This window comes from Streptomyces fructofermentans (assembly GCF_014651055.1).
Taxonomy (GTDB): domain Bacteria; phylum Actinomycetota; class Actinomycetes; order Streptomycetales; family Streptomycetaceae; genus Streptomyces; species Streptomyces fructofermentans.
The window spans coordinates 63,844-90,475 of record NZ_BMWD01000019.1 but is presented as its reverse complement, the minus strand read 5'-3'; the positions used below and the strand labels follow the sequence as shown (position 1 = coordinate 90,475).

Here is a 26,632-nt window from a genome sequence, read left to right as displayed (position 1 = left end):
TCCGGCCGCCGGGCACCGCTCGCGCCGCCGGTCTTCCGAGTGGGTCAGAACGACCCCACGAAGAACCCGGCGGCGAACACGCCCGCGACCCCCGCGGTGACCGCGAACCGCCAGTCGCCCGACCAGATCCACAGGACGACCAGGGCGAAGCACGCGGTCAGCAGGGCGAGGGAGACCCACATCGGCCAGCCGTGCGGAGCGGGCGGCTCCTCGGTCCGGCCGGGCCCGGAACCGGGGGAGTCCGGCGGGGGCACCGCGTCGGCCGGCCCGTCGTCGAGCCAGGCGCGGTCCACGCCGATCCCCGCGGCAGCGAGCGCCTCCAACGCGCGGCGTCCGGTCTCCTCGTCGGCGTCGTCGACCCTGATGTGGAACGAGGCCATCAGTCCTCCCCGGGCACGCGTCCAGATGGTGCATGCCATACCCGCGCGGGGCCGTCCGTGAGCACGTCACGCGGCACGAGTTGTGCGGCCGCGCGCCGGGCGTCCCGGCTCGCAGGGGGATACGGCCCACGTGCGGCCGTATCCGCCGGACAGCCGCGTACGTCCGCGAAGGGGTCGTCGGCGGCACCTCGGGCCGCCTACCCCGGAGGCCGGCCGGTGCTGCCGCGTACGACCAGGCGCGGGGTCATGCTGGTCTGCACGGCGTGCTCCCGCCTGCCCTCCACACGTTCGATGAGCAGGCGTGCGGCGGTGGCGCCCATGTTGTGCCCGGCCTGGTCGACGCTCGTGAGCTGGACGGTGGCGAGGTCGGCGACCGCGGTGTTGTTGTAGCCGACGATCGAGACGTCCTGGGGGACCCGCAGGCCCAGCTCGTGGGCCGCGCGCCAGACGCCGAGGGCCGCGACGTCCGCGCCGGCCATGATGGCGGTCGGCGGGTGCTCGCCCGTGAGCAGGCTCATGCCGGCCTTGTACCCGCCTTCGTCGGAGTAGGCCGCGCGGCATACGCGGGTCTCCGCGGCGAGGCCGTGCCGGCCCATGGCCTCGGTGTAGCCGTTGGTCAGCACGATCTCCGGGGTGCGCGTCCACTTGCTGGACCGGGTGCCCTGGGCGGAGACCAGGGTGATCCGGCGGTGCCCCAGGGAGACCAGGTGGTCCACCACGAGTCCGGCTCCCGCGCCGTCCGCGTCGACGACGGAGTCGTGGAGGTCGGAGGGGTCGTGGTGGCCGATGACCACGGTGGGTGTCGTGTCGGCCATGGCCAGGACGTCCGCGCGCGAGGTGCCGGGGGCGATCAGGACCAGGCCGTCCATCTGGCGGTCGACCATCGACCGGATGGTCTTGCTCTGCGCCTCCGCCCCGAAGCCCGCCGCGCCGATGAGCACGGTGTACTCGCTGCTGTGCAGTTCGTCCTGGATGCCGTCGAGGATGTCGGCGAAGAAGGCGTTGCGGATGTTGTCGAGCAGGACGCCGATCGTGTAGGTCCGGCCGCGCATGCCCCGCGCCGCGGCGTGCGGGCGGTAGTCGAGTTCGGCCATGGCGGCGCGGACCTTCTCCTGCATGGCGGCGCTGACCCCGTACGCGTTGCGCATGACCTTGGAGACCGCGGCGGTCGACACTCCCGCGTGCCGCGCGACGTCCGTGATCGTCACTCGCTTCCTGCGCTGTGAGCCCTGCTGCATGCGTCGTGCCCCCTGAGCTTCTCCTGTGGATACAACGGTCTACACGATGAACCGAGTATGGCGCCAGATGTGGTCGGTCTTTCCTCGGCGTTTCGCCCTGATGTCTTGACGTTCAGCGACGCTGGATGCACTGTGGTGCGCACTTCGACGTAGAGAACGTTATACAACTCCTCTCCGTCGCGGGTCCTCTTCGCAGGCTTTCGCCGTGCGCCTTCGCTCAACGATGACAGGGAGCCATGCTGTGATCACCAACTCGTCCGCCGCCAGAAGGGCCCGCCTCGCCGGCATGACCGCGAGCGCCGCCGCGATGGTGGTCCTCGTCTCCGCCTGCGGAGGGACGGGAGGCGGCTCGACCGCCTCGCCCAAGAACTTCAGCTACCTGAGCGTCACGGAGAACACCACCGTCAAGACGGCCCTGACCACGCTGTCCAAGGGCGCGTGCAGGACGGCGAACGAGGACCTGCCGCTGAAGGTGGAGACGGTTCCGCAGTCCGGTCTCGACCAGAAGCTCCAACTCCTCGCCGGACAGAACGCGCTGCCCGTGCAGTTCGCCGCCGGCAACGCCCCCGCGCTCACCCAGCAGCTCGCCAGGTCCGGCCACGTCGCAGACCTGGAGAAGGAGCTCAAGAAGCTCGGCGTCTACGACCAGCTCCAGCCGGCCGCGGTCTCCACCATCAAGGCCCTGTACGGCGGCAAGGTGGAGGTCCTTCCGTACGAGTACAACATCGAGGGCATCTTCTACAACAAGAGGATCTTCACCGACAACGACCTGGACGTGCCCGGCACGTGGGCCGAACTGGTCGCGGCCTCCGCGAAGTTGGAGGGCAAGGGCATACAGCCGTTCTCCGCCTCCGGCCAGCAGGGATGGCCGCTCACCCGGCTGATCAGCGGCTACCTGTACCGCAGCCTGGGACCCGACGCGCTGCAGGACGTCGCGGACGGCAAGGCCAAGCTCACCGACCCGCAATACGTCAAGGCCGCGCAGGAGATCGCGGACCTCGGCAGGAAGGGCTACTTCGGCAAGGGCGTCGGGTCCATCGACTACGACACCGCGATGAACCAGTTCCTCACCGGCAAGGCGGCCATGTTCTACATGGGCAGTTGGGCACTGGCGAACATCGCCGACGAGAAGCAGAACACACTCGGCGCGGACAACGTCGGCTTCATGCCGTTCCCCGCGGTCGCCGGCGGCAAGGGCGCCGTCGACCAGTACCCCTCCAACGTCGGCCTCGGCATCACCCTCGGCGCCAAGTCCTTCGACAGCAGGACCGGTGACTGGGTCTCCTGCATCACCAAGAACTACGGCGCCACCGCGCTCAAGGACCAGGGAGTCATCTCCGGCTTCAAGGTCAACGGCGAGGTGAAGGACGCCACCGCCGTCACCGGTCAGGTGCGCGAGACCATCAGCTCCTCGAAGCGGAACGTCCTGTGGTTCGAGGCCCTCTTCAGTACGAAGGCCACGACCGTCAGCCAGACCAACGCGGCCGGACTGGTCAACGGCAGCCTCAGCCCGCAGAAGTTCATGCAGACCGTCCAGGACGCCCTGTCCGCCAAGTGACGCGCCCGGCCGCCCGGCGGGACCGCCCCGCCGAGCGGCCGCCGCACGTCAACAGGCATCCACGAGAACTGGACTTCACACATGCACCGCGTACTCGGTGATCGCAAGGCGGTCCTGATCCTGCTGGGCCCCGCCCTGCTCGTCCACTCCCTCATCATGCTCGTTCCCATGGTGTGGTCACTGGGCTACTCGTTCACCAGCGGCAACACCATCGAGGGGTTCACCGCCAACGGCCTGGGGAACTTCCAGCGCCTGTTCACCGACCCCGCCGTGCACGACGCCCTGTGGTTCACCGCCAAGTACGCGGTCGTCGTGACCGTCGGCCAAGTCGTCGCCGGCTACCTTCTGGCACTGCTCTACGTGTTCTTCCTCAAGCGGGCCTCCGCGCTCGTGCGCACCCTCGTGTTCTTCCCCGTCGTCCTCCCCACGGTCGCGGTCGGCCTGCTGTTCCAGAAGCTCTTCCAGGTCGCCCCGCAGACCGGTCCCGTCAACTCGCTCCTCAACGCCGTCGGCATCGACTCCGTCGACTGGTTCGGCAGCGCGGGACACGCCTTCTGGGTCCTGATCGTCATGGACGTCTGGCGGTCCATGGGCTTCTACGCCGTCCTGCTCTTCGCCGGAATCCTCGACATCCCCGAGGAGGTGCTGGAGTCCGCCCGCCTCGACGGGGCCTCGGGCCTGCGCCTGGTCCGCCACATCGTGCTGCCCATGTCGTTCCCGGTACTGCTGTCGTCGCTCATCTTCAGCATCAACGGCACGCTCAAGGCGTTCGACTCCATCGTCGCCCTCACCGGCGGCGGACCGGGCAACGCGACCACCCCGCTGACCCTGTACATGTTCCAGACGTCGTTCACCTACGGCGACTACGGCTACGGCAGCACCGTCGCGATGCTGCTGACCGTGGTGTGCCTGCTGGTGACGCTGGTCGTCTTCCGCGTCTCGCGGCGCGACCTCACGGAGGGCTGAACCCATGGCCGTCGACTCGAACCCCAAGACCGCCGGCGGGCCCGGCAGCGGTGGCCGCATACCCGCCCCCTCCGGCCGTCCCCTGCGCCGCCGCCCCGGCAACCGGCCGTGGGTCGCACTCCTCGTCGCACTGCTGCTCGTCGTCGAGGTCTACCCGCTGGTGTGGATGTTCCTGACGTCGCTCAAGTCCAACAGCGACTACCTCAACAACTCCACCTGGAGCCTGCCCACCACATGGGAGTGGGGCAACTACACCGAGGCGTGGACCACCGGCAACATCGGCCTCTACATCCAGAACAGCCTCCTCGCGGTCCTGCCCGCCCTCGCGCTGATCCTCCTCCTGGGCACCGCCGCCGGCTTCGCCCTGCAGGTCATGGTCTGGAAGGGCCGCAACCTCACCCTGCTCGTCTTCCTCGCGGGCATGATGGTCCCCCCGCAGATGATCCTGCTGCCCCTGTTCACCGTGTACTTCCGGACCGGACTGTCCGGCACGCTCTGGCCGCTCATCCTCACCTACACCGGCACAGGGCTGCCCCTCACGGTGTTCATGATGGCCACCTACTACAAGACCGTGCCACGTGAGCTGTTCGAGGCCGCCACCATCGACGGGGCCGGCATCCTGCGCGCCTTCTGGACCATCAGCCTCCCCATGGTCCGCAACGCCCTCCTCACCGTTGGCCTGGTCCAGTTCTTCTTCGTCTGGAACGACCTCCTGATCGCGCTCACCTTCACCAACAACCAGGACCTGCGGACCATCCAGGTCGGCCTGCTCAACTTCACCGGCGACTTCGGAGCCACCCAGTACGGCCCGCTGTTCGCCGCCATCTGCATCAACGTCTTCGGCACCCTCGTGATCTACCTCTTCCTCAACCAGAAGGTGATGAAGGGCCTCACGTCGGGCGCCGTCAAGGGCTGACGGCCGCACCCACCCCACCCGTGCCACCGCGAGCCCGCGCCCCGCTTTCCAGGAAGGTCCCCCAGCCGTGTCCACTCAGCCTGCCCCCGTCACGTTCGAGCACCTGCGCGACGGCCTCGGAATCGGCGTCGCCGAACCCCGCCTGACCTGGCACCTCCCCGACGGAGCCACCACCCAGGACGCGTACGAACTGGAAGTCCACCGCGACGGCCACGTCCACCGCACCGGCCGCACACCGGGCACCGGACACATCCTCGTCCCCTGGCCCGCTCCCGCCCTGTCCTCCCGCGAACGCGCCACCGTCCGCGTACGCGTGTGGACCGACCGGAGCACCGAACCGTCCCCGTGGAGCGACCCCGGCACGGTGGAAGCGGGCCTGCTGCGCGCCGACGACTGGACGGCCGTCCCCGTCGGCCCCGCGTGGGACCAGGACCCGGACACCGACCGCCGCCCCGCCCGGGTCCGCACCGACTTCACCCTCCGCGCTCCCGTCGCCCGTGCCCGCCTTTACGTCACCGCCCACGGCCTGTACGAAGCCGAGATCAACGGCCGCCGCGTCGGAGACGACACCCTCTCCCCGGGCTGGACCGTCTACGGCCAACGCCTGCGCTACTACACGTACGACGTCACCGACCACCTCGCAGAAGGCCCCAACACCATCGGCGCCTGGCTCGGCGACGGCTGGTACCGCGGACACATCGGCTTCGACGGCGGCCACCGCAACCTCTACGGCACCGACCAGTCCCTCCTCGCCCAACTCGAAGTGACCCACACCGACGGCACCACCACCGTCGTGGCCACCGACCCCTCCTGGCAGGCCGCCCCCAGCCCCATCCTGTTCACCGGACTCTACGAGGGCGAGACGTACGACGCACGCCTGAACGACCCGTCCTGGTCCACACCGCGCCACGGCACCGACGACCACCACGGCACGACCTGGACAGCCGTCGCGACGGCAGCCAGGGACCCGCGCACACTCGTCGCCCCCCAGGGCCCGCCCGTACGCTGCACCCAGGAGATCCACCCCGTCGAAGTCTCCACCACGGCAGACGGCCGGCACCTGCTCGACTTCGGGCAGAACCTCGTCGGACGCCTGCGCATCACCGTCGACGGCCCGGCCGGCACCACTGTCACACTGCGCCACGCCGAAGTCCTCCAGAACGGCGAACTCGCCACCCGCCCGCTGCGGGACGCCCACTCCACCGACACCTACGTCCTGAACGGCACCGGAACGCAGACCTGGGAACCCCGCTTCACCCTGCACGGCTTCCGACACGCCGAAGTCACGGGCTGGCCGGGAGAGTTGAGACACGGCGCGATCGTCGCCCGCGTCCACCACACGGACATGCGGCGCACCGGCTGGTTCGAGTGCAGCGATCCGATGGTCACCCGGCTCCACGAGAACGTCGTCTGGAGCATGCGCGGCAACTTCGTCGACATCCCCACCGACTGCCCGCAGCGCGACGAACGCCTCGGCTGGACCGGCGACATCCAGGTCTTCGCCCCCACCGCCGGCTTCCTGTACGACTGCGCCGGCATGCTCGACTCCTGGCTCGCCGACGTTGCCGCCGAACAACTCCCCGACGGCACCATCCCCTGGTACGTGCCCGTCATCCCGGGCGGCCCCCAGTGGACGCCCGTGAAGCCCGGCGCCGCATGGGGAGACGTATCCACACTGACCCCGTGGGTGCTCTACCGGCGCTTCGGGGACCTGGAACTGCTGCGCCGCCACTTCCCCATGGGCCGCGCCTGGGTCGACCTCATGGCGCGCCTGTCCGGCGACAGCCGGCTCTGGGACACCGGTCACCAGCTCGGCGACTGGCTCGACCCCAACGCACCGCCGGAGGACCCCGCGGCCAGCCGCACCGACCGACACCTCGTCGCCACCGCCTACTTCGCCTGGTCCGCACGCCATGTGCACTGGTCCGCCCGCGAGTTGGGACTTACGGAGGTCGCCGACGAGTACGCGCGACTGGCCGACGAGGTGGCCGAGGCCTTCCGCGCCCGGTACGTTCTGCCCGGCGGCCGCATGAGCAGCGACACACCGACCGCCTACGCGGTGGCCCTCGCCTTCGGTCTGCTTCCCGACGCGGCGCAGCGCTCGCACGCGGGGGACCGGCTCGCCGAACTCGTCCTGGCCGACGACGCCCGCATCGCGACGGGCTTCGTCGGAACCCCGCTGATCTGCGACGCGCTCACCGACGCCGGGCACCTCGACGTCGCCTACCGCCTCCTCACCCAGACCGAGTGCCCTTCGTGGCTCTACCCCGTCACCATGGGCGCCACCACCATCTGGGAACGCTGGGACAGCCTCCGCCCCGACGGCACCCTCAACCCGGGCGGCATGACCTCCTTCAACCACTACGCCCTGGGCGCCGTCGCGGACTGGATGCACCGGGTCGTCGCCGGGCTCGAACCCACGTCGCCCGGCTACCGCACCCTCCGCTTCCGGCCGCGCCCCGGAGGAGGCATCACCTGGGCCAGGGCCCGCCACGAGACGCCGTACGGGACCGCCGCCGTGTCCTGGGAGCGGACGGCGGCCGGACTGTCCGTCCACGTCACCGTGCCCAGCGGCTGCGAAGGAGTCGTCGAACTGCCGGGCCACGCCCCCCGCACGGTCGGCCCGGGCGAACACCACCTGGACACCGCCGCGCTCGACCGCACCGCCGCCTGACCCGCACACCTCGCGCGCCACCCGGCGCGGAGGGATCGAAGGCGGCAACGAACGGGGGCGGCGCCGGAACGGGCCTGACCCCCGGACCGGCGCCGCACCTCCCGCCGCGGCCCGACCGGCTCCATGGAACGCCCGGGAGGACATGCCGATGCCCTGCCGGGCGGGGCGCGTCCGGCAGGGCAACTGAGTGGCGGGTGCCTCTACTGCGCGTACGTCTCGAACTCGGCCACCTTCGGGGTGCCGCTCGAACCGGTGATCTCGAACGTGATCTTGCTCAGGGTGGTCCGGGTGAAGGAGATGGCCCCCGCACCGCTGCCGGAGGCCAGAGCGGCGCCGGTGTCGCCGTTGAGGACCCGCCAGGAGCCGATTGCCCCGGTGGAGCCGGAGGCCTCGCGGATGTTGATCCGGGACACGGCCGTGGCCGAGCCCCACTTGATCGAGACGGAACCGGTCGCGGCGGCGGGTGACCAGTACGTGGTCAGGTCACCGTCCCGCACATTGCCGTAGCTGGTGCCACTGGCCTTGCTGGAACCGTCCGAGCCCGCGCCCACGCTGAGGTTGGTGCCGCTGGGCTGGGTCGGCGTCGGCGTGGGGGTGGGTGTCGCCGAGGTGGGGGTAGCGGTCGGGGTGGCGGTCGGTGTCTGCACCGAGCAGTTGCCGTTCGACACCTGCAGTCCGGTTCCGGCTCCCGCTGTCCGGCCGACGACGTCGGGCACGCACGCGGCGGCGTCGAGGCTGTACGAGTAGGGGATGGAGACCGTGGTGTTGGACTGCGGGTCCGGTCCCGCCGGGTTGTTGTCGCTCCCGGGGCTCGACCAGGTCACGTTGTCGAAGATGTTCCCGCTGACCTGCCAGTACCCGGCCGCGTCGGTGTAGAAGGTCCCCAGGACGTCCTTGGAGTCCTCGAAGTAGTTGTTGTCCACCTTGGCCCGGGCGCCGGCACGGGAGTTGATGCCCGACTCGTTGAGGCTCACGTAGTGGTTGTTGTAGATGTGGGCGGTTCCGCCGCGCAGCAGGGGCGCACGGGAGTCGATGTTCACGTAGCGGTTGTGGTGGAACGTGACGAAGCCGTTCGACAGGTCGCTCTCACTTGAACCGATCAGGCCGCCCCGGCCCGAGTTGCGCAGGACGCTGTACGACAGGGTCACGTACTGCGTGTTGTCCTTCATGTCGAAGAGGCCGTCGAACCCCTCCGACTCACCGCCCGACGCCTCGAGGGTCGTGTGGTCGACCCACACGTTGCGCACGTCGCTCTCCATGCCGATGGCGTCCCCGCCGTTCGACGTCGGGGAGCCCGACTTCTTGACGTTCCTGACCGTCACGTTCTGAATGATGATGTTGCTGGACTCACGTATGTGGATGCCCAGTTGGTCGAACACCGCACCGCTGCCGACGCCGACGATCGTGACGTTGCTGATCTGCTTGAGCTCGATCACCCCGGCAGCCGTGTTGCAACTACTGCCCGACACCTTGGCGGTGTTGGCGTGGTTGATCGTCCCCTCGACCTCGATCGTGATCGGGGTGCTGCCGGAGGCCCGCCCGCACAACGCCGCGTGGATCGCGGTTCCCGTGGTGGCCCGCACCGTCTGCCCGCCGGCCCCGCCGGTGGTCCCACTGTTCTGGGTCGCGTAGCCGGTGGCGCTGCCGGTCGCCGCCGATGCCTCGTCCGGCATGGACAGGGCCACGCCCAGCGCGGTGGCGAGGGCCATCGCGGCCGAGGCCGCGGAGAGCCGCAGTGCGACTGATCGTCTCATTCTCGTCTCCTGATGTGTCGTGCGTGTTCGGGTACTCGGCGTCGGGGCGCAGGCATCCGCGCGTGGCCGTGATCTGTGTGTGGGGGCACCGTCGTGCGTCGGCCCGGCCCGGGTGGGACCGGGCGTCCTTCACCCCGTGCGGGGCACCTCGCGTGCGGGACGGACCGTGCGAGGGGAGAGAGTCATGGCGTGCACCCTTCGATGCGCGGCGCGGGGCACCAAGAGGTGTCCCGTGCCGGACTTTCCGGCGGCTCGTGCACACGCCGCGGCGGCTCCCACGACGGGTTGGCTCTGTCGAACTGGCAGAGCTGGAGAGAAAGCGCTTTCTGGCGGCAGACGATAGGGGTGCTCCGGCGGACTGGCAAGGGTTCGGGCGCCAAGTGATGTGTGCGGCAAGGCTTTTTGGGTTTCTGGGTGCTTTGAAGGTTCGAAGATTCGCGCTGCCAGTGTCACGAACGGCTCGCTCGAAGTGAAGCGCTTTCTAGTTGCTGTGAGGCAATGCGTCCAGACAGGCCGCCTCCGTCGCCCCGGGGCCGCGACCTGCCGCCGGACCCGGCCGCCGCGCGAGCGGTCGTCCGATGCGCGGAGTCCACCACGAGGGGATCCGCGCACTGCTCCCGGGGCTTAGGATCCCGTCCATGCATGGACAGCAGGAGCAGTCGGCGGCGGGCACGTACCTGGCATTCGTGGAGCAGCGGATGGCCGCGGACGGATGCGGTACGCAATGGGACAACTGGGGCGGCGCCCCCGTACTCGTCGGGCGACGGGCCGAGTTCCGGCTGCGGTGGATGGCGACGAAGCTGCACCTGTTCACGGTGGCGGCGGCCGTCCCCGAGATAACCGTGCCCGTCATATCCGCCTTCACCGACCAGGTGGTCCAGTACGCCAAGAACACCAAGGGCGGGTTGCCCGTCGGCCTGCAGAACGGCGTCGGAGCCTTCCCGCTGCTGGTCAGTGACAGGGTGGACCCGGCGGCCGTGCACTGGGCGGAGTCGCAGCAGCGGGTCAAGTTCGCCTGCATGACGAGGCCGGTCGTGGTCGACAGCTCACGTCAGTACGTGGGGATGTTCCGCGGCAAGCCGCTACTCGGGCGCGTCTACGCCTCGTACTTCAACGAGAAGGCCGCACGGTACTTCTACGGGCAGTGATCCTCGCCCGGCCTCCCGCCGGGGCGCCCGGTCATGGGTCGAGCGATGTTCACGGGTGGAGCGATGCGGTGAGGCGTCGCATCGAGGCGTGGCCGGGCGGGCCCCAGGTGGACTTGCCTCCGGGCAGGCCGTGGACGCCGGAGTGTCCGATGTGCATGCCGGCGAGGGCCTTCAGTACCGCCCAGCCGCGGGCGCGGCGCAGGGTCGCCTTGTCGGGGACCGGCCGGTAGGACTCGTGGAACCGGTCCGCGGCGCCGTCGGGCAGCAGGATCCACGCCGCCGCGAGATCGCAGGCCGGGTCGCCGGCGAAGAGGTCTCCGAAGTCGATGACGCCGGAGAAGGTGCCGTCGGCGGTCAGGATGTTGGCCGGGTGCAGGTCGCCGTGGAGCCAGAGCTGCGGGCCGGCCCAGTCCGGCGCGGCGACGGCGTCCGCCCAGACCGCGCGGACGGCGTCGGGGTTGTCGATCAGGCCCAGTTCGACTGCCGAGGTGAGGCCTCGGGTGAAGTTCTCGGTCTGGTCGCGCAGTGGTCCGCCCCGGCCCCGGCCGGTGGGCGCGCCGGTCGGGGCCGGGTGGTGCAGGGCCGTCAGGAAGGCGGCCAAGGCGTCGGCCGACTCGTTCACGCGTGTCGCGGGGGCGCGGTCGGCCGGCTCGCCCGACACCCAGGTCGTGACCAGCCAGGGTCGCGGGAACCGAGTGGAAGGCCCGCCGAGGCGCTGAGGGACGGGCACCGGCAGCGGGAGGCGCGGGGCAATGAGGGGCAGCCAGGCGTGTTCCTTGAGCAGCAGCGCGTCCGCGGACTCCGTCGCCCACGGCAACCGGACGGCGAGGTCGTCGCCGAGCCGCCACACCTGGTTGTCCCAGCCACGCGCGCCGAGCCGCACGGGGAGGTGCGCCAGGTCGGCGTGCTGCTCGCGCAGCAGCTCCCGGACGAGGTCCTCTGTGATGTCCGCCGCGGTGCCTGTCATGACGGCAACGCTATCCGCGCGGAGCACCGGCCCGAAATCCCGGTGGGATCGCGGCCAAGTCCCCTACGGGCAGGGCCCTGTGCCGCTGCCCCGGCGGCATCGGAACCCGCTGGCTCCTCACCTGGCGCGTTCGCCGCCGGTGGTCGGAGATCCGGCTGTCCGGCCGGGGCGCGCACGGTGGCCATGGCGTCTGCCCCGTCGGGCGAGATGCCGAACCGGGCCGAACCGGGCCGGGTCCGGACGGTGGCCGCGCGGGACCCGGGCCCACGACCCCGTGGAACACAAGGAGCGTATGCGTCGTGCCCGCGCGGCGGCCCTGTCCGCGCCCACTGCGGTCGTCTCCGGCCCCGTGCCCCCGGCCCGCCGACGGCGCGCACGGAGGGTGCGGCTGCGTGCTATTCCGGTGCTTCTTCCCACTGGAGGCACTTGCTGTAGTCGAAGTTCCACTTGAGGCAGAGCTGCGACCTGATCACCGCCTTCCGATCCAGGAATTCGGTGATGATCTTATTGCCGACGATCTTGGAAACCCCGACCTGCTGGTCGAAATCGATCCCCATCCGCTCTTCGAGGTCAAGGCTCGACAACGCGTACTTGCGCTGCGCTTCCGGGTATTTGAGAAAGGCGTCCTTGACCGCGTTGCGAAATGCGAGGTCGTCGTCGGACGTGTACGCCATGCCTGCCTCCTGGCTGCAAGTGGTGTCCCTTCAGTTCACCCGAACCCCGCGAGCCCCCCGACGTAAGCGCGCTGTACGTGTCACCTGAACGGACTTGTGCGCCGCACCTCCTGGATGGGGCGCGCCGATCCAGGCGGGGCACCACCTCTGACCTCAGGCGGGGGACCGGACGGGGGCCCTGTCGAGAGTGCGGCCCGCTGGACTCCGCTGACACACCGACCAGGGAGTCACCCACGGGGCGGTCCCTGGCTGCCGCTGAGCGGCGAAGCCCACGTCGGGTCGTGGAGCGATTTCGCCGTCAGGTGGGCGAGCAGCCGCTCGGCCGTGTTCCGGGCGGAGTGTTGCGGGGCCCCGGTCTCCACCAGGGCTGCGCCGAGCCTTGCCGGGGCCGACTCCGGCACGTCCAGGTCGTCGAGAAGGGGAAGGACGAGAAGGAGGCGCGCGGCGGGATCCTCGACGCCTTCGTCCGCGGGACTGTCGGCGATACGGATCAGTTCGAGCCATGTCAGCCCGGACCCCGAAAGGCTCCCCTCCCAACTGGCGGTCTGCTGAGCGCAACTGCGGCCCGGATGGGTGAGGAGGTAGTCGATGCCGTATTCGCCGGGCAGATTGCGGTGGACGACCACGACCCCGGAACCGTCTTCCGCGAGTACCCGGAACACCGGCCAGTGTGCGGGGTCGAAGAGCACCTCGGACATGGCGTCGCTGTCGGCTCCGTCGTCGCCGAACCACTCCGGAGTCGGAGGTTCGGCGCCGGTTCCGTCGCCGCACATCGGCATCAGGTAGTTGGACCAGAAACCCGGGCGAGGCATCAGCGGCTCGCCTGCGAGCAATGGGCCGTAGTCGTATCCCTTGATCAGCACCCCGTCAGAATGTCACCGGCCACTGACAGCGGCGGCTACGGGAGCCTCGACGCGTTCGAGGACCATGTGCGCGTTGCCCGGCGGAGGTCGGCGGCCCTTCACCACCGGGCCCGAGTGGCGGGCGCCCCCTGGCCTTGTCATGTGGCCGGCGTCCACGGGACCGCGTCGTCGGGGAGCCCGTCCACAATCAGTGCGATGGCCTGCCGGGCGTCATCGACGGTTTCGAGCGTGCCGTCGGGGAACCACACCCGGTATCCGCCGTGCTTCACCGGCATGACTCTGGGCAGGTCGTCGCAAATGGGTGGTGCGGCTCGGCGGCTGAACGTGAGGCAGTACATGCTGCGGCCCGGCGACAGCACGCGAAGGCGCGGCTGCTCGAAGGCCGCCTCGACCATTTGTTGGAAGGGCGTGTCGTTCATGCGTGTGGCTGCCTCGCGGAGCCGGCGCCACCGCACAGGTATGGCATCGCCGCGTTCGTGGGCGAGGGCCAACTCCCAGGTCCGCAGAAAATTCCACCGGGTGACGAGTTCCCGTAGCCCGGACTCCGACAGCCACGACTTCATGGCTCCGGCGACCTCGGACAGATCGGCGGTGCTGCCGGTGGCCATGTGGATCCCGCCGGCCCAGCAGTCCACAAGGAAGGTGCGGTCGTGCTGGGACATGAAGGCATTCGCCGAGCGGTCCCGGTCTGCCACCGTGGCCGCGACATGACGCCACCCCGGCGAGGAGGTGAGGGCGATGGTCAGTCCGTGGCCGGCGCGGTCTGCGGCTGCCTGCAGAGCGTTCTGCAGCGACCCCGCTCGCACCACGTCGGGATAGTGCGTCTCGTACGCCCGCAGTGCGTCGTTCGGCGACGGATCGGAAGACTGCTCGGACATTTCGTGGACTCCAGTGCTTTCGGTTCGGCCACAACCACAGGTCATCCACCGGCACGCCCGCCCTGGCCGTGCCGGTGTCCGCGAATGACCCCGTTCGCTATTTTCGCCAGAACAGGTGGTGGGTCACCCCGCTCGGACTGGGCACGACATCGAGGTGGAACCGGTCGAGCAACTCGTCGGGGGAGTGCCAGAGTCGGGTACCCGACCCGAGCTTCACCGGTGCCACCGTGATGTGCAGGGTGTCGACGAGGTCGGCGTCGAGGAACTCCCTGATCGTGGCGGCCCCGCCGCCGAGCCGGACGTCCTTGCCCTGCGCAGCGTCCCGCGCCTGTTCGAGGACCGTGGCCGGGTCCGCGTCGACGAAGTGGAACGTGGTGTCGGAGAGCGTGAACGAGGGACGGGTGTGGTGGGTCATGACGAACACCGGCGTGTGGAACGGGGGTTCGTCACCCCACCAGCCCTGCCACTCGTGGTCCTGCCAGGGTCCGCGCTGGGGACCGAACTTGTTCCGCCCCATGATCTCGGCGCCGATGTTGCGCGCGTAGTCCCGCGTGAAGTAGTCGTCCAGGCCGCGGCTTCCGCCGGCGTCCGAGCGATAGTTCCAACTCGCCGTGGCGAAGGCCCAGGAGAGCAGGTTCCCGGGGTCGGCGTGCCCGAACGGCCTCTCCATGCTCTGGTCCGCACCCGCGCCGAATCCGTCGCTCGAGATGCCGAAGTTCTGGACTCGCAGTAGCTGGGCCACGTGTTCTTCCTCCTGCTGTTGCCGATGTCGGTGCTGTGACTCCCCGGTCCGACGAAACTCATCGCTACGTCCGCAGGGACTGGTCGGAATCCGAACTGCCGGGTGCCCTGCGCCGTGAGGATCGCAGGTCCGGTCGAGGCGCAGTGGTGCGGGTCGCCCTCCCCGGCGGATGCACCGTGCCTGAACGTCCCCGACTCCGCAAGCGCGCCACACCCGGCGGACGAGAGCAACCCGCTGACGGTCCGTCCGCACGGTCGGGCCGACTTCGGACGCTTCGCCGCGGCCCGGGGGAGCGGGTGTCCGGGGAGCGGGCGTTCGTGCCCCCGGTTCCGACACGCGGGGGCTGTCCGTGCGGGTGCGGGAGGCTCGTGCGGTATGCTTGATCCAGAGCTGCTCGCCGGTAAGTGACGGCGGGTGGACGTGCGTTGGTGGTCCAAGGAAAGACGTCCCGCTTCCTGCGGGGAGATGCAGGTGCAAGGCCTGCCCGGCGCTCCACGACGAAGACCCCGCATCGGGTTCCGATGCGGGGTCTTTCGCGTACCTGTCCCGGGAGACGGAAAGACCCGACGCCGTGGGGTGTCGAGGACGCAACAGGGGCCGTCGCTCGCACCATGCCGTGCAGCCGTTGCCGCAGCCGGCCGATTGTCAGTGGTCGTTCATAGGATCCGCCCATGCCTGACGCCTTCACCGTCCTCTGGGCCCATGACACCTGCCGATACCTGCGCAAGGCCGCGCGCGTGGGCGAGCGGCCCCCGGTGGCCTTCAGCGGTGTGCACTCCTCCCTGCCCGCCTGGTCGGGTGCCCGGGCCGGCGACGAGGTGTACGCACTGCACGTCAACAAGTGCATCGTGCACGTGGTGAGCCGGATGCGCGTGCTGGACACGGAACGGCGCGACTGCTGCGGCGCCGCCCCCGCGACGTGGCAGGACCCCGCCTTTCCCGGGCACGACGACTGGTCCATGCTCGGTGCCGGCGGCTGCGGCGCCGCGCCGGTCCACGTGGACGCGCCGCCCGTGCGCTTCGACGTTCCGGTACCCGGAGACCTCCTGGCCGAGCTGACCTGGCGCAACCGCCGGGGGAAGACACGCGGCCTGAAGTACGTGGTGGACGGCCGCCTCCAGCACTCGATCAGCCTCCAGGGCTTCTACCGCCTGACGCCCGAGTCGGCCGAGGCGCTGGCGGACCTCGTCGGCAGCACCGTTTCCTGACGCCGACGGACGCGACGAACGTGGGCGCGTCCTGGTGCACGCACCGTGCGGAAGGGTTGTGCCGATCCAAGGCCGCATTCACGCACCTTCTTTCGCGCAGCGGCGTGGTTGCGCAGGCTCGGACAGCGCGCGGCTCCGCAGAGCGGCCGCGCGGAGAGTAACTGATCGGCTACCGGCCTGCCGCCCGCGCCGGGTCGTGTGCCGAGCCGCTGCTGATCCGCGGTGGACGGCCTCGATACCGCGGGAACGCGGCACTCGACTGCCCCGCCCAAGATGCGCCTCGCCGGATAGCTACCAGACTTGACTTCATGGCAGAAGAGCGTCGGCCGCGCGCCAGGAAGTCCTCGACCACCACCGCTCGCCGCTCGTCGGCCGTGCGTGGGGCGGAGCAAGCCGCACGGGCTGCCCGCCGCAGCTTGGAAGGTCTTATCGGTCACCCCACGGAGGGTGTGTCGGCGGTGGGGCGTGAGGACGACGGTTGGTGCGTCGTGGTGGACGTCCTGGAGCTTCCCCGGATCCCGGACACGACGAGTCTTCTCGCCTCGTACGAGGTGCGGCTCGACCAGGACGGCGAGCTCATGGAGTACCGCAGGGTCCGTCGCTATCGGCGGGGGTCCGCGGACGAGTGACCACTGACCCAGGAGTGCCCCACAACCGGAAGGACCCCTCATGCCTGCGACCACCTACTCCGACGAGGTTGTGGCGTGCCCCCCGCGCGCCGGCACGTTGTACGACGTACTCGAGCTCATCCTTGACCGGGGCATGGTGATCGATGTGTTCGTCCGGGTGTCCCTGGTCGGCATCGAGATTCTCAAGATAGACGCGCGAATCGTGGTGGCGAGTGTGGACACCTACCTGCGATTCGCCGAAGCCTGCAACCGGCTTGACCTGGAGCGTGACTCCGGCAGCACCACCATTCCCGAGCTGCTCGGCGGGGGTGCCGCCAAGTCCATCGGCAAGCGCAAGGTCCGCAAGGCCGCCGAGAGCGTGGGTGACACCGTGCGCAAGGTGGTCGGAGGCGGTGACGACGACGCCGACGACGTCGATGACGACGAAGAAGAGCAGCAGGAGCGGCCCAGGAAGCGGCGTGCCCCGACGCGGAGTGGATCGAACCGACGACGACCCGTGGAGGCGTGAGCCGTGACAGCCGACGGCGTGTACGTCTACGCGATCATCCGCGCGGGGAGACGGTTGCCGCCGGGGGCGCGAGGCGTGGGCAGCCCGGAGCGATCCCTGCGGGCGCTCCGGCGCGGACGGATCGCCGCTGTCGTCAGTGACGCGCCGTCCGATCTCCGGGCCAGGCGGCGGGATCTCCTGGCGCACCAGGAACTGCTGCTGCTCCTTTCGGAACAGGGCGCGGTGCTGCCGATGCGGTTCGGGATGGTGGCCGGCGACGAGACGGCGGTGCACGGCCAGCTCGCGACGCGCGAGGCGGAGTACGTGGGCGCCCTGGAGCACCTCTCCGGCGGCGTCGAGTTCAACATCAAGGCACTGCCGGCGCAGGACGCGCTGGCTGCTCTCGTCGCGGAGGACAAGAAGGTCCGCCGCCTGCGCGACGAACTGCGTCGCCACCCCGGCTATGAGGCAAGTATCCGACTGGGTGAGGCCGTAGCGGCGGGCTTGCGGAGACGGGCCGCCGAGGCCGGTCAGAGGGCTCTGAGCGAGCTCACACCGCAGGCACGTGCCGTGACCTTCGGTCCCGAGGTACGGGGATGCGTGCTCAACGCGTCGTTCCTGGTCGACCGCGGGGCCTCCGAGGACTTCCGCGGTGTCGCGGAGCGTATCGCCCGGACGAGCCGGGACCGGATGGAGCTGCGTCTCTCCGGTCCGCTGCCCTGCTACAGCTTCGTCCCGGCCGAAGGCGCCGCTGTCCGAGCCCAGGGAGCGTGAGATGGGCCTGATCACGGGACTGCTCACCCTTCCCATCGCGCCGGTGCGCGGCGTGGTCTGGGTGGCGGAGAAGCTCAACGACGCGGCCGAGCGTGAGTTGCACGACCCGGGTGTGCTCCGTGCCCAATTGGCGCAGCTGAACCAGGAACTCGAGGACGGGGACATCAGCCTGGAGGAGTTCGAACGAGAAGAGGAACGGCTGCTCGACCGGCTGCATGCCGCGCGGGCGTGTTCCTCACCGAACGATCGAAGGTGACGGACCCATGGAAGACAAGGACAAGGTGGCCCTGGCGGTTGCCGTAGTCGGCGGCTACGTACTCGGCCGGACCAAGAAGGGGCGGCTCGCTCTCTCCATCGCGACCTATCTGGCGGGCAGACGGTTCGGGCTCGAACCGAGCCAGCTGGCCGCCGAAGGCATGCGCAGGCTGAGTGAGTTGCCGCAGGTCGCGGAATTGCAGGAGCAGTTGCGCGGAGAGGTCCTCGAGGCAGGTCGGCAGGCTGTGACCGCTGCCGCGGACCGGGGTATGAGCACGCTCGCCGGTGCCCTCAGCGACCGCACCGCCCGGATCGGGCAGCCGGCGGACGAGGAGGAGCAGGACGAGGAGGAGTACGGCCCGGAGGACGACGAGGAGTACGAGGAGGAAGAGGAGCCGGGGGCCGAGTACGACGAGGACGAGGACGAAGACGAAGAGGAAGCCGACGAGGAGGAGGAAGGGGCAGCGGAGCAGCCGGAGGACGAGTTCGAGGACGAGGACGAGGACGCGTACGACGAGGAGGAGGAAGAGGAAGAGGAGCCGGAGGAGGAAGAGGAGCCGGAGCCCAAGCCACAGCGGGGGCGGTCACGCGGGGCGTCCTCGCAGTCGGCGGGCGAGAAGCCCCGGACAGGCAGGAAGCCCGCGGCGCGCAAGAGGGCGCCTGCGAAGAAGACGGCGGCGAAGAAGTCGGCTCCCGCCAAGAAGACGGCGGCCAAGAAGACCGCTGCCAAGAAGACGGCTCCTGCCAAGAAGACCGCAGCGAAGAAGACGGCGGCGAAGAAGTCGGCTCCCGCCAAGAAGACGGCGGCCAAGAAGACCGCGGCGAAGAAAACGGCTCCCGCCAAGAAGACCGCAGCGAAGAAGAGTGGTCCCGCCAAGAAGACCGCAGCCAAGAAGGCGACTTCGTCGAAGCGGGCGACAGCCAAGCGCGCCGATCGCCGGAGGTAGGCAGCCATGACCAAGACGGAACGCGACGAGCCCGCCGAGGAGACTTCGGGGGTCGACCAACTGCGGGGAGAACTGTCCAAGTTTCTGTCGGCGCAGGTGGAGAACCTTGCGGAGAAGGCCGGCGGCAAGCTGACGGACATCACCGGTCAGCTCACGGACTCGGCGGAGAACGGCGGCGGGCTGCCCGCGATCGGCTCCCGGATCCTGAAGGGTGACTCGCCCCTGAAGGCGTTCGTGTCGGAGAAGGCCAAGGGCGTCAAGGACAGTGTCGTGGGAAAGGCCAAGGAGGCCTTCGGCGGGGGGAAGGGCAAACGCAAGGCCAGCGGCGGCAAGGTCATGAACATCATCGAGGTGCTCGATGTGGGAGTGCCTCTGCGGGACGCCTACGACTACTGGACGCAGTACGACCAGTTCAGCAGTTTCGCCAAGGGAGTTCGCGACGTCTCGAAGAGCGATGAGCTGGAGAGCGACTGGAAGGTCAAGGTCGGACCCTCGACACGCAGCTTCAAAGCCACGGTCGAGGAGCAGATCCCTGACGACCGGATCGTCTGGACTTCCGAAGGCGCCAAGGGGACCACCCGCGGAGCGGTCAGTTTTCATGAACTGACGCCGACCCTGACGCGGATCGTGCTGGTCGTGGAGTACTACCCGTCCGGCTTCTTCGAGAAGACCGGGAACCTCTGGCGCGCGCAAGGGCGCCGCATGCGCCTCGACTTCAAGAACTTCCAGCGGTACGTCACGCTCACCACCGAGGAGCCGGAGGGTTGGCGCGGCGAGATTCGTGACGGGGAAGTCGTCGTCTCCCACGAGGACGCCGTGGAGGAGGAAGAGGCCGAGCAGGAGGACGACGAGGGTTCCGAGCCCGACGGCGGGACTGAGGGCGAGGACGAGTACGAGGCCGACGAGGAGCCGGAGGACGAGGAGCCCGAAGCCGAAGCCGAGGATGTGTACGAGGACGAGGACGAGGCCGAGGACGAAGAGGAACCGGAGGAGGACGAGGAGCCGGACGAGGAAGAACCGGACGAGGAGGAAGAGGAAGCTCCCCGGAAGCGGAGAGGACAGAGGCAACGCCGTGACTGACGTTGACTTCCGGCAGGGGGCGTACCCCGTGTCAGGACCTCAGACCACGAACCTGGCCGACATCCTCGAACGTGTCCTGGACAAGGGGATCGTGATTGCCGGGGACATCAAGATCGAGCTCCTTGACATCGAACTGCTCACCATTCGCCTCCGCCTGTTCGTGGCATCCGTGGATACCGCGAAGAAGGCCGGAATCGACTGGTGGGAGACCGATCCCGCACTCAGCTCGCGTGCTGCTCGCAACGTCATGCAGGAGGAGAACCGCCTCTTGCGAAAGCGGTTGGAGGAGCTCGAGTCCGGCGCGGCTGAGGAGTAGTCCGTCGGCGGCCCAGCGGTGGGACGTGAGCCGGCGGCGCATGGCGACGAACGGCACTGAACGGCACTGAACGGCACCGAACGGCACCGAGCAAGGAGAACCGAGGTACATGACGGAGCGAGACCCTGAGACGTCGGACGCCGACACCATCTACGTGTTCGCTGTATGCCGGGACCCGGACCCGTCGGTGCTCGTCGGGCTGTCCGGTGTCTCGGACGAGTCGCCCGTGGCTCCGCTGTCCCTGGGGGCGCTCACGGCGATCGTCCAGAGGGTCCGAGCGGGTGACTTCGGCGAGGAGGCCTGGGAGGCCCGCCTGGCCGACAGTGTGGAACTCGAACGCTATGCACGCGGCCACCACGACGTCGTTTCCGCGGTCGCGGCAGCGTGTCCCACCGTGCCACTCCCGATGGCGACCCTCTACCGCGGTGCTGAGAGGGCGCGGCAGGCCCTTGCCGACGAGGCGGATCGCTTCCACGCCGTGCTGGGGCGTATTGCGCGGCATGCCGAATGGGGCGTGAAGGTGTACGCGGCACCCGGCCCGAGGGACGACGGCAACCAGGAGCCTGCCGTGCCTGCCGCGTCGGGCGACCGGTCCCGACCGGCGCCCGGAGCCGGGCTTGCCTACCTGAACCGCAAGCGGGGAGCGCAGCAGCGCCGTGAGCGGTGCCAGACGGAGGCCTTGCGCATCGCGGAGGTGGTCGACGTCGAGGTGAGTGGCCTCGCCGCAGCGTCACGCAGGTTGCGGCCCCATGCCCAGCCGCCCGGAGAGCGCCGAATCCAGGTCCTCAACGCGACCTACCTCGTGGCGGAGCACCGCGCCGAGGAGCTCGGCGTGCTGACACGGGCGCTGCGGGAACGTACAGGGGCCCAGATCGAGCTGTCGGGGCCGTGGGTTCCCTATTCCTTCGTCGGCGAGGTGTAGAGCGTGACGCACGATGTGGTGCCATGGGACGAGTCCGGACCGCTGAGTGGGCCCGTCGGCGTGCCTCTGGTCGACCTGCTGGACCGTGTACTGGCCACAGGGGTGGTGATCAGCGGTGACCTGGTCATTGCCATCGCGGACGTCCCGCTGGTCAGACTCTCCCTGCACGCTCTGCTGTCGTCCGTCAACGAGCGCGTGCCGGCTCCCTGGGCGGACGGCGGCCCACTGTGAGCGGTTCGCGGATCGAACTCGACTCCGAGAAGGTGGGGCGTGATCTGGTCGCCCTGGTCCTCACAGTGGTGGAGCTCCTACGGCAGCTGATGGAACGTCAGGCGATTCGGCGCATCGAGCTGGGGGACCTCAGTGATGAGCAGGCGGACGAGATCGGGACGACCCTGATGATGCTGGACCAGAGGATGACCGAGCTCTGCGAGCAGCACGGAGTGCGGCCGGAGGACCTCAATCTCGACCTCGGCCCGCTCGGGACGCTGCTTCCACGGGACTGAGGTGCCGGTGCGGGGTGGGCCGAGGGGGCGAGCCGTGGGCTTTGCCATCCGCGGTGGCCCGGCTCGCTCGCGGCACAGCCCGCCGAGCGGTCGCGACGCGCGCACGACTGCGTAACCTGTCCTCGTGCCAGCCTCCCCCCTGCGTCGCGTCGCCGTTCTCGTGCTGGTCGGTGCGAAGCCGCTCGACGTCGGCATTCCCGCCCAGGTGTTCAGCACGCGCGCGAGCATGCCGTACGAGGTGCGGCTGTGCGGTGCCGCACCCGGGCTGGTGACCGGCGGCGACGGCCTGTCGTACCACGTCGCCGACGGCCTCGACGCGCTCGCGTGGGCCGACCTCGTCTTCATCCCCGGCTACCGGTTCCCCGACCGGGACGACCCGCCGCGTACCGTCGTCGACGCGCTGATCGCCGCCCACGACCGGGGAGCCCGGCTGGCGGCCATCTCGACGGGTGCCTTCGCGCTCGCCGCGACCGGACTGCTCGACGGGAAGCGCGCCACGACGCACTGGCACTACACGCGGGCGCTGGCGGCCAAGTACCCGCTCGTCCGCGTGGACGAGAACGTCCTGTTCGTCGACGAGGGCAGCGTCCTCACCTCGGCGGGCGCGGCCTCGGGCATCGACCTGTGCCTGCACGTCCTGCGCGGCGACCTCGGTGTGGCCGCCTCGAACCACGCCGCCCGGCGCCTGGTCGCCGCGCCGTACCGCAGCGGCGGCCAGGCGCAGTACGTACCGCGCAGCGTGCCCGAACCGCTCGGCGAGAAGTTCGCGGCCACCCGGGAGTGGGCGCTGCGCCGGCTCGGCGAGCCGCTCACGCTCGACATCCTGGCCCGGCAGGCGGCGGTCTCGCCGCGCACCTTCTCCCGGCGGTTCGTCGACGAGACGGGGTACACGCCGATGCAGTGGGTCATGCGCGCCCGCATCGACATGGCCCGGGAGCTGCTGGAACGCTCGCAGCGCGGCGTCGAGCAGATCGCGGCCGACGTCGGGCTCGGCACCGGGGCGAACCTGCGGCTGCACTTCCAGCGGATCCTCGGCACGACGCCCAGCGAGTACCGGCGCACCTTCGCCCAGGGCGAGTAGCCCCAGGTGGCGCGATCCTTTTGAACCGTGGCGATCTCGCCACTGGCAGGGGCGCCCGTCGCGAGCGAGCCTGGAGGGGAACCGAAGGGACACCACTCATGACTCGCATCGCCATCAACGGATTCGGCCGCATCGGACGCAACGTGCTCCGGGCCCTGGTCGAACGGGACAGCGCCCTCGAAGTGGTCGCCGTCAACGACCTCACCGAGCCGGCCACGCTCGCGCGGCTGCTCGCGTACGACACGACGGCAGGCCGCTTCGGCCGCCCGGTGACCTCCGACGGGGACACCCTCGTCGTCGACGGCCGCCGCATCAAGGTGCTCGCCGAGCGTGACCCCGCGCAGCTGCCCTGGGCGGAACTGGGTGTCGACATCGTCCTGGAGGCGACCGGCCGCTTCACCTCGGCCAAGGCCGCGGGCGCGCACCTCGACGCGGGCGCGCGCAAGGTGCTCGTGAGCGCCCCGTCGGACGGCGCCGACGTCACGCTGGCGTACGGGGTCAACACCGACGCCTACGACCCGGCCGTGCACACCATCGTCTCGAACGCCTCGTGCACGACCAACGCGCTGGCACCGCTCGCCGCGGTGCTCGACGAGCTGGCCGGGATCGAGCACGGCTTCATGACGACGGTGCACGCCTACACGCAGGAGCAGAACCTGCAGGACGGTCCGCACCGGGACGCCCGCCGGGCCCGTGCCGCCGCGGTCAACATCGTGCCGACGACCACGGGAGCCGCCAAGGCGATCGGCCTCGTGCTCCCCAACCTGGAAGGCAAGCTCTCGGGCGACTCCATCCGCGTACCGGTTCCCGTCGGCTCGATCGTCGAGCTCAACACGACGGTGGCCCGGGACGTGACGCGCGACGACGTCCTGGCGGCCTACCGTGCCGCCGCGGACGGGCCGCTCGCGGGCGTCCTCGAGTACTCGGACTTCCCGCTGGTGTCCTCCGACATCGTCGGCAACCCGGCGTCGTCGATCTTCGACTCGGCCCTCACCCGCGTGGACGGCCGGCATGTGAAGGTCGTCGCCTGGTACGACAACGAGTGGGGCTTCTCGAACCGTGTCATCGACACGCTCCAGCTCCTCGCCGACAGCTGACAGCGGCTGCACACGCGGCACACACGGCCGTCACGGCCCGGCGCTCGAAGCCGGGCCGGGGTCGTCCCGCGGCCGGCGGGAGCGCGTCGGCCGGCCAACGGCCACGGTGCGGCCCGCGAGAGGTGTCGGGTCCCCGGGGCAGGGCGGGACCGGGTCCGCCGGGACCGGCCAATAGGGTGGCGTCACCGGTCGGCCCGTGTCACGACGGCCGACCAGCCACCCGCCCCTACGACAGGAGTCCCCGTGCCGCCGGACGGACCCGATCGCGGTCGGGCACGTGATGCGGAGTCCGCGGACGTGCTGACCTACGGTCCTGCGGGCGCGACGCGTCCCGGGGACGAGACATGGACCACCGGAATCCCGGGGTACCGCCGCCACGCGAGAACCGTCGTTGTCGGGCGGGGTGACGACCACTGGCACACAGCGTCGGACGCACTCCTGCACTGGGGCGTGAAGCGGCGCAGCGGGTTCAGGGTCACCCCGGTGGGGGGCGCCTCCCCGCGGGTCTCCGAGGGTGCGCGCTACACCATCACCGCGGCATGGGGCCCGCTTGTGGTCCACGAACCCGTCCGCGTCGTGGCCGTCGTGGAGACCGCGGACGTACGCGGCTTCGCCTACGGCACCCTTCCGGGCCACCCCGTCTCCGGCGAGGAGGCGTTCATCCTGCGCAGGGACTCCGACGGCCTCGTCACCCTGACCCTGCGCTCCCTGACCGCCCCCGCCCCCCGAGGGTTGTGGCGGCGCGTGTTCCCGCTTCTCCTGCCGGTGCAGGTCCTCTGCCGTCGTCGTTACGAGCGCGCCCTGCGAGTGCCGTCCGCACGCTGAAGTCCGCCCATGGCGGTACGCGCGGGCCGGCTCGTCCCGGCACTGGGGGAGGGGCGTGGCGCGTCGAGGGCCGGCGACCCGTGGCCGTTGTTCCCGCAGGCCGCCGGTGGGCTTCGGGAGCCGTGGTTTCGGTCGGTTCGGCGGGGGCAACCGGCCGTCATGGAGACGAATGAAGGCACCGAGGAAGTGGTCGAGACCCGCGGGGACGAGCATCACGTCGTCCTCAGCGCCGACACGAACGGTGATGGCAAGACCGACGTGTGGATGACCGACACCACCGGTGACGGCAAGGCCGATCTGTACCAGTTCGACACGACCGGTGACGGTGAGGTCGACGTGACGATGGTCGAGCGGGCCGAGGAGGCCGGCGCCGACCGGATCGTGGTCGAGGGCGACGGCGGCCACCCGGTGGAGAGCTGAGGCCCTGCCGCAGCAGCCGGTGCATACCCCAAGTGGCGGTTCTGCCAGTGGTGTTGGCGGCGTGGCCGGTCGGTGGCCGGGTGTGCGTGGGGAAAGCGGTTCGACCTGGAGCCTCTGAGGGCCCGTCACTGTCCCTGTGGGGACGGGGGTTCACGAGGTCCGGGGGTCCCGGGTGAGGTCGTGCCGAGGAAGTCGGAACCGTCAGGACGTCGTCGGGTGGGCTGCGCCCGCCGGTGAAGTCCGGTGTCGAGAGGCGTGGATGGCGTGATGGTGTTGATGAAGCCCATGGCCCTGGCCCCCCGCATGGTGCGGCAGTTGAGGCGGGTACGCAGGGTGTACGCGACGGGGGTCGCGCTGTGCGCGCTCACCCTGCTCCTCCAGATCCAGCAGTCCCACGGCCTTCGTCAGACGGCTGTGGTGGGCGTGCTGCTGGGGGTGTTCACCCTGCTGCTGGCCTTCACCGCGATGCTGCTGTGGCGCCATCGGAGGACCGCACACTGCGGAACGGCGAAGCGGCTGAGCCCTTCCTGGGCGCGCTGAACGGGCATGGCGAGTCGGTCCCACCCGGCTTCCAGACCTGGCCCACACGGCCTTCCGACCTTGCCCACCGGTCGGCCGAGGACTGTCCAGAGCCTCAACGAGGCCACCTCGGCGCATGGTTCGGTCCATCGAACAGTGGTCGGCTGTGTGGGCCCCACGTCGCCCCCGTGGCGGGTGAGGCCCACTTCTCAGCCGGTCAGCACGTGGCGGTCTTCTGCGAGGTGACGTACGCGGTGTAGTCGTCCTCGACCTTGACCCAGACGGCGGAGGTTCCGCGGCGGTCGTACGTCTTGGTGAAGTCCGTGTCGATGGGGCTCTTGAACGACACCTTGTAGCAGAAGCCCGCGTCGACGCGGAACGTGTCCCAGTCCTGGCCCGAGGGGGTCTGCGTGCCGGCGGTGACCCATCTGGTCGCCTGGGCCACCCCGTCCGAGCTGCAGGTGGGCGTCGTGGTCGTCGTGGCACCGGTGTCACTGCCCGCGATACACCAGTTCCGGGCGGCGTAGACGCTGAGGTCGCTCTGGTTGACCGTTTCCGAGCAGCCGGCGAGGGAGCACGACGCGCCCGCGTGGGCGGCGGTGGCCGGGCTGAGGACAGTGGCGGCGGCGGCCGTGGCAAGTACTGCAGCGGTCCTGCCGAGGACGTGCTTGAACATGTCGACTCCAAGATTGTCAGATGCATGACATTGCAAGAAGGCATGCACGTGCGGGTGGTGCGAGGGTCCTGACGGTGCCGCGACGGGGTGGTGTCGTTGACCGGTGATCTTGTGCGGCAGCGGAATTCTGTC

At 69.9% G+C, this 26,632-nt stretch carries 30 protein-coding genes; 21 read left to right on the top strand and 9 right to left on the bottom strand.

Annotated elements, in window-relative coordinates; all coding sequences use genetic code 11:
- Positions 1-44: 44 nt before the first annotated feature.
- Entirely contained in the window at positions 45-380 is a 336-nt protein-coding gene (locus IE265_RS24590) for a hypothetical protein (RefSeq protein WP_190037845.1), read from the bottom strand.
- A gap of 197 nt (positions 381-577) precedes the next feature.
- Positions 578-1,588, bottom strand: a complete 1,011-nt coding sequence (locus IE265_RS24585; RefSeq protein ID WP_229916463.1) for a LacI family DNA-binding transcriptional regulator — start codon at positions 1,586-1,588, stop codon at positions 578-580.
- A 271-nt stretch (positions 1,589-1,859) separates the two neighbouring features.
- Here IE265_RS24585 and IE265_RS24580 point away from each other — a divergent pair, with 271 nt between their 5' ends.
- The 4 genes from IE265_RS24580 (at position 1,860) to IE265_RS24565 (ending at position 7,732) form a co-directional block, all read left to right on the top strand.
- Complete coding sequence (locus IE265_RS24580) at positions 1,860-3,176, top strand: ABC transporter substrate-binding protein (protein ID WP_229916461.1); 1,317 nt, start codon at positions 1,860-1,862, stop codon at positions 3,174-3,176.
- Between the two features lie 81 nt (positions 3,177-3,257).
- Positions 3,258-4,142 carry a carbohydrate ABC transporter permease gene (locus IE265_RS24575; protein ID WP_190037843.1) on the top strand — a complete coding sequence of 295 codons (885 nt, stop codon included), beginning with the start codon at positions 3,258-3,260 and terminating at the stop codon, positions 4,140-4,142.
- Positions 4,143-4,146: 4 nt separating this feature from the next.
- Positions 4,147-5,058, top strand: a complete 912-nt coding sequence (locus IE265_RS24570; protein ID WP_190037842.1) for a carbohydrate ABC transporter permease — start codon at positions 4,147-4,149, stop codon at positions 5,056-5,058.
- A gap of 67 nt (positions 5,059-5,125) precedes the next feature.
- A complete protein-coding gene (locus tag IE265_RS24565) occupies positions 5,126-7,732 on the top strand; it encodes a family 78 glycoside hydrolase catalytic domain (protein WP_190037841.1) in 2,607 nt (868 codons plus the stop codon).
- 200 nt (positions 7,733-7,932) lie between these two features.
- Here IE265_RS24565 and IE265_RS24560 read toward each other — a convergent pair whose 3' ends face one another.
- Positions 7,933-9,486 (bottom strand): pectate lyase family protein, encoded by a 1,554-nt coding sequence (locus IE265_RS24560; RefSeq protein ID WP_190037840.1) that lies wholly within the window; start codon positions 9,484-9,486, stop codon positions 7,933-7,935.
- A 638-nt stretch (positions 9,487-10,124) separates the two neighbouring features.
- On the opposite strand from IE265_RS24560, the gene IE265_RS24555 reads away from it, so the two are divergent.
- Positions 10,125-10,634, top strand: a complete 510-nt coding sequence (locus IE265_RS24555; RefSeq protein WP_190037839.1) for a levansucrase — start codon at positions 10,125-10,127, stop codon at positions 10,632-10,634.
- 49 nt (positions 10,635-10,683) lie between these two features.
- Here IE265_RS24555 and IE265_RS24550 read toward each other — a convergent pair whose 3' ends face one another.
- The 5 genes from IE265_RS24550 to IE265_RS24530 all read right to left on the bottom strand — a co-directional run bounded on the left by IE265_RS24550 (position 10,684) and on the right by IE265_RS24530 (position 14,758).
- Positions 10,684-11,601, bottom strand: coding sequence for an aminoglycoside phosphotransferase family protein (locus IE265_RS24550; protein WP_190037838.1), 918 nt, complete (start codon positions 11,599-11,601; stop codon positions 10,684-10,686).
- 395 nt (positions 11,602-11,996) lie between these two features.
- Entirely contained in the window at positions 11,997-12,275 is a 279-nt protein-coding gene (locus IE265_RS24545; protein ID WP_190037837.1) for a hypothetical protein, read from the bottom strand.
- Positions 12,276-12,502: 227 nt separating this feature from the next.
- On the bottom strand, positions 12,503-13,138 hold the full coding sequence (locus IE265_RS24540) for a hypothetical protein (protein ID WP_190037836.1): 636 nt from the start codon (positions 13,136-13,138) through the stop codon (positions 12,503-12,505).
- 137 nt (positions 13,139-13,275) lie between these two features.
- The gene (locus tag IE265_RS24535; RefSeq protein WP_190037835.1) at positions 13,276-14,016 is read right to left on the bottom strand and encodes a DUF6193 family natural product biosynthesis protein; all 741 of its coding nucleotides are present in this window, start codon (positions 14,014-14,016) and stop codon (positions 13,276-13,278) included.
- Positions 14,017-14,113: 97 nt separating this feature from the next.
- Positions 14,114-14,758 carry a dihydrofolate reductase family protein gene (locus IE265_RS24530; RefSeq protein ID WP_190037834.1) on the bottom strand — a complete coding sequence of 215 codons (645 nt, stop codon included), beginning with the start codon at positions 14,756-14,758 and terminating at the stop codon, positions 14,114-14,116.
- A 671-nt stretch (positions 14,759-15,429) separates the two neighbouring features.
- Between IE265_RS24530 and IE265_RS24525 the strand changes: the two genes are divergently transcribed.
- The 16 genes from IE265_RS24525 to IE265_RS24450 all read left to right on the top strand — a co-directional run bounded on the left by IE265_RS24525 (position 15,430) and on the right by IE265_RS24450 (position 25,845).
- Positions 15,430-15,966, top strand: coding sequence for a hypothetical protein (locus IE265_RS24525; RefSeq protein WP_190037833.1), 537 nt, complete (start codon positions 15,430-15,432; stop codon positions 15,964-15,966).
- Positions 15,967-16,274: 308 nt separating this feature from the next.
- A complete protein-coding gene (locus IE265_RS24520) occupies positions 16,275-16,595 on the top strand; it encodes a gas vesicle protein GvpO (protein ID WP_190037832.1) in 321 nt (106 codons plus the stop codon).
- 40 nt (positions 16,596-16,635) lie between these two features.
- Positions 16,636-17,103, top strand: a complete 468-nt coding sequence (locus IE265_RS24515; RefSeq protein ID WP_190037831.1) for a gas vesicle structural protein GvpA — start codon at positions 16,636-16,638, stop codon at positions 17,101-17,103.
- 3 nt (positions 17,104-17,106) lie between these two features.
- Complete coding sequence (locus IE265_RS24510; protein WP_190037830.1) at positions 17,107-17,856, top strand: GvpL/GvpF family gas vesicle protein; 750 nt, start codon at positions 17,107-17,109, stop codon at positions 17,854-17,856.
- 1 nt (position 17,857) lies between these two features.
- Positions 17,858-18,112, top strand: a complete 255-nt coding sequence (locus tag IE265_RS24505) for a gas vesicle protein GvpG (protein ID WP_190037829.1) — start codon at positions 17,858-17,860, stop codon at positions 18,110-18,112.
- 7 nt (positions 18,113-18,119) lie between these two features.
- Positions 18,120-19,058, top strand: a complete 939-nt coding sequence (locus IE265_RS24500; protein ID WP_190037828.1) for a histone protein — start codon at positions 18,120-18,122, stop codon at positions 19,056-19,058.
- A gap of 6 nt (positions 19,059-19,064) precedes the next feature.
- Positions 19,065-20,138, top strand: a complete 1,074-nt coding sequence (locus IE265_RS24495) for an SRPBCC family protein (RefSeq protein WP_190037827.1) — start codon at positions 19,065-19,067, stop codon at positions 20,136-20,138.
- Positions 20,131-20,454: a gas vesicle protein gene (locus IE265_RS24490; protein ID WP_190037826.1), complete on the top strand. Its 324-nt coding sequence runs from the start codon at positions 20,131-20,133 to the stop codon at positions 20,452-20,454. The genes IE265_RS24495 and IE265_RS24490 overlap by 8 nt, the downstream gene beginning before the upstream one ends.
- A 109-nt stretch (positions 20,455-20,563) precedes the next feature.
- Positions 20,564-21,376, top strand: a complete 813-nt coding sequence (locus IE265_RS24485; RefSeq protein ID WP_190037825.1) for a GvpL/GvpF family gas vesicle protein — start codon at positions 20,564-20,566, stop codon at positions 21,374-21,376.
- Positions 21,377-21,379: 3 nt separating this feature from the next.
- A complete protein-coding gene (locus IE265_RS24480; protein ID WP_190037824.1) occupies positions 21,380-21,607 on the top strand; it encodes a gas vesicle protein in 228 nt (75 codons plus the stop codon).
- Entirely contained in the window at positions 21,604-21,882 is a 279-nt protein-coding gene (locus tag IE265_RS24475) for a gas vesicle protein K (RefSeq protein ID WP_190037823.1), read from the top strand. Before IE265_RS24480 ends, IE265_RS24475 begins: the two co-directional genes overlap by 4 nt.
- A gap of 124 nt (positions 21,883-22,006) precedes the next feature.
- On the top strand, positions 22,007-22,963 hold the full coding sequence (locus tag IE265_RS24470) for a GlxA family transcriptional regulator (protein WP_190037822.1): 957 nt from the start codon (positions 22,007-22,009) through the stop codon (positions 22,961-22,963).
- A gap of 98 nt (positions 22,964-23,061) precedes the next feature.
- The gene (gap, locus tag IE265_RS24465) at positions 23,062-24,060 is read left to right on the top strand and encodes a type I glyceraldehyde-3-phosphate dehydrogenase (protein WP_190037821.1); all 999 of its coding nucleotides are present in this window, start codon (positions 23,062-23,064) and stop codon (positions 24,058-24,060) included.
- A 297-nt stretch (positions 24,061-24,357) separates the two neighbouring features.
- On the top strand, positions 24,358-24,885 hold the full coding sequence (locus tag IE265_RS24460) for a DUF1990 domain-containing protein (protein ID WP_229916459.1): 528 nt from the start codon (positions 24,358-24,360) through the stop codon (positions 24,883-24,885).
- Between the two features lie 159 nt (positions 24,886-25,044).
- Positions 25,045-25,305, top strand: coding sequence for a hypothetical protein (locus tag IE265_RS24455; protein WP_190037820.1), 261 nt, complete (start codon positions 25,045-25,047; stop codon positions 25,303-25,305).
- A gap of 267 nt (positions 25,306-25,572) precedes the next feature.
- The gene (locus tag IE265_RS24450) at positions 25,573-25,845 is read left to right on the top strand and encodes a hypothetical protein (protein ID WP_190037819.1); all 273 of its coding nucleotides are present in this window, start codon (positions 25,573-25,575) and stop codon (positions 25,843-25,845) included.
- Positions 25,846-26,041: 196 nt separating this feature from the next.
- Here IE265_RS24450 and IE265_RS24445 read toward each other — a convergent pair whose 3' ends face one another.
- The gene (locus IE265_RS24445; RefSeq protein WP_190037818.1) at positions 26,042-26,500 is read right to left on the bottom strand and encodes a hypothetical protein; all 459 of its coding nucleotides are present in this window, start codon (positions 26,498-26,500) and stop codon (positions 26,042-26,044) included.
- Positions 26,501-26,632 lie beyond the last annotated feature (132 nt).

Bases quoted from the DNA above. Each gene is read 5' to 3' on its own strand.
- IE265_RS24555 (WP_190037839.1), top strand. From the start codon at position 10,125: ATGCATGGACAGCAGGAGCAGTCGGCGGCGGGCACGTACCTGGCATTC.
- IE265_RS24445 (WP_190037818.1), bottom strand. From the start codon at position 26,500: ATGTTCAAGCACGTCCTCGGCAGGACCGCTGCAGTACTTGCCACGGCC.
- IE265_RS24495 (WP_190037827.1), top strand. From the start codon at position 19,065: ATGACCAAGACGGAACGCGACGAGCCCGCCGAGGAGACTTCGGGGGTC.
- IE265_RS24485 (WP_190037825.1), top strand. From the start codon at position 20,564: ATGACGGAGCGAGACCCTGAGACGTCGGACGCCGACACCATCTACGTG.
- gap (WP_190037821.1), top strand. From the start codon at position 23,062: ATGACTCGCATCGCCATCAACGGATTCGGCCGCATCGGACGCAACGTG.
- IE265_RS24450 (WP_190037819.1), top strand. From the start codon at position 25,573: ATGGTGTTGATGAAGCCCATGGCCCTGGCCCCCCGCATGGTGCGGCAG.
- IE265_RS24545 (WP_190037837.1), bottom strand. From the start codon at position 12,275: ATGGCGTACACGTCCGACGACGACCTCGCATTTCGCAACGCGGTCAAG.
- IE265_RS24550 (WP_190037838.1), bottom strand. From the start codon at position 11,601: ATGACAGGCACCGCGGCGGACATCACAGAGGACCTCGTCCGGGAGCTG.
- IE265_RS24590 (WP_190037845.1), bottom strand. From the start codon at position 380: ATGGCCTCGTTCCACATCAGGGTCGACGACGCCGACGAGGAGACCGGA.
- IE265_RS24520 (WP_190037832.1), top strand. From the start codon at position 16,275: ATGGCAGAAGAGCGTCGGCCGCGCGCCAGGAAGTCCTCGACCACCACC.
- IE265_RS24575 (WP_190037843.1), top strand. From the start codon at position 3,258: ATGCACCGCGTACTCGGTGATCGCAAGGCGGTCCTGATCCTGCTGGGC.
- IE265_RS24570 (WP_190037842.1), top strand. From the start codon at position 4,147: ATGGCCGTCGACTCGAACCCCAAGACCGCCGGCGGGCCCGGCAGCGGT.
- IE265_RS24525 (WP_190037833.1), top strand. From the start codon at position 15,430: ATGCCTGACGCCTTCACCGTCCTCTGGGCCCATGACACCTGCCGATAC.
- IE265_RS24500 (WP_190037828.1), top strand. From the start codon at position 18,120: ATGGAAGACAAGGACAAGGTGGCCCTGGCGGTTGCCGTAGTCGGCGGC.
- IE265_RS24505 (WP_190037829.1), top strand. From the start codon at position 17,858: ATGGGCCTGATCACGGGACTGCTCACCCTTCCCATCGCGCCGGTGCGC.
- IE265_RS24535 (WP_190037835.1), bottom strand. From the start codon at position 14,016: ATGTCCGAGCAGTCTTCCGATCCGTCGCCGAACGACGCACTGCGGGCG.
- IE265_RS24515 (WP_190037831.1), top strand. From the start codon at position 16,636: ATGCCTGCGACCACCTACTCCGACGAGGTTGTGGCGTGCCCCCCGCGC.
- IE265_RS24455 (WP_190037820.1), top strand. From the start codon at position 25,045: ATGGAGACGAATGAAGGCACCGAGGAAGTGGTCGAGACCCGCGGGGAC.
- IE265_RS24560 (WP_190037840.1), bottom strand. From the start codon at position 9,486: ATGAGACGATCAGTCGCACTGCGGCTCTCCGCGGCCTCGGCCGCGATG.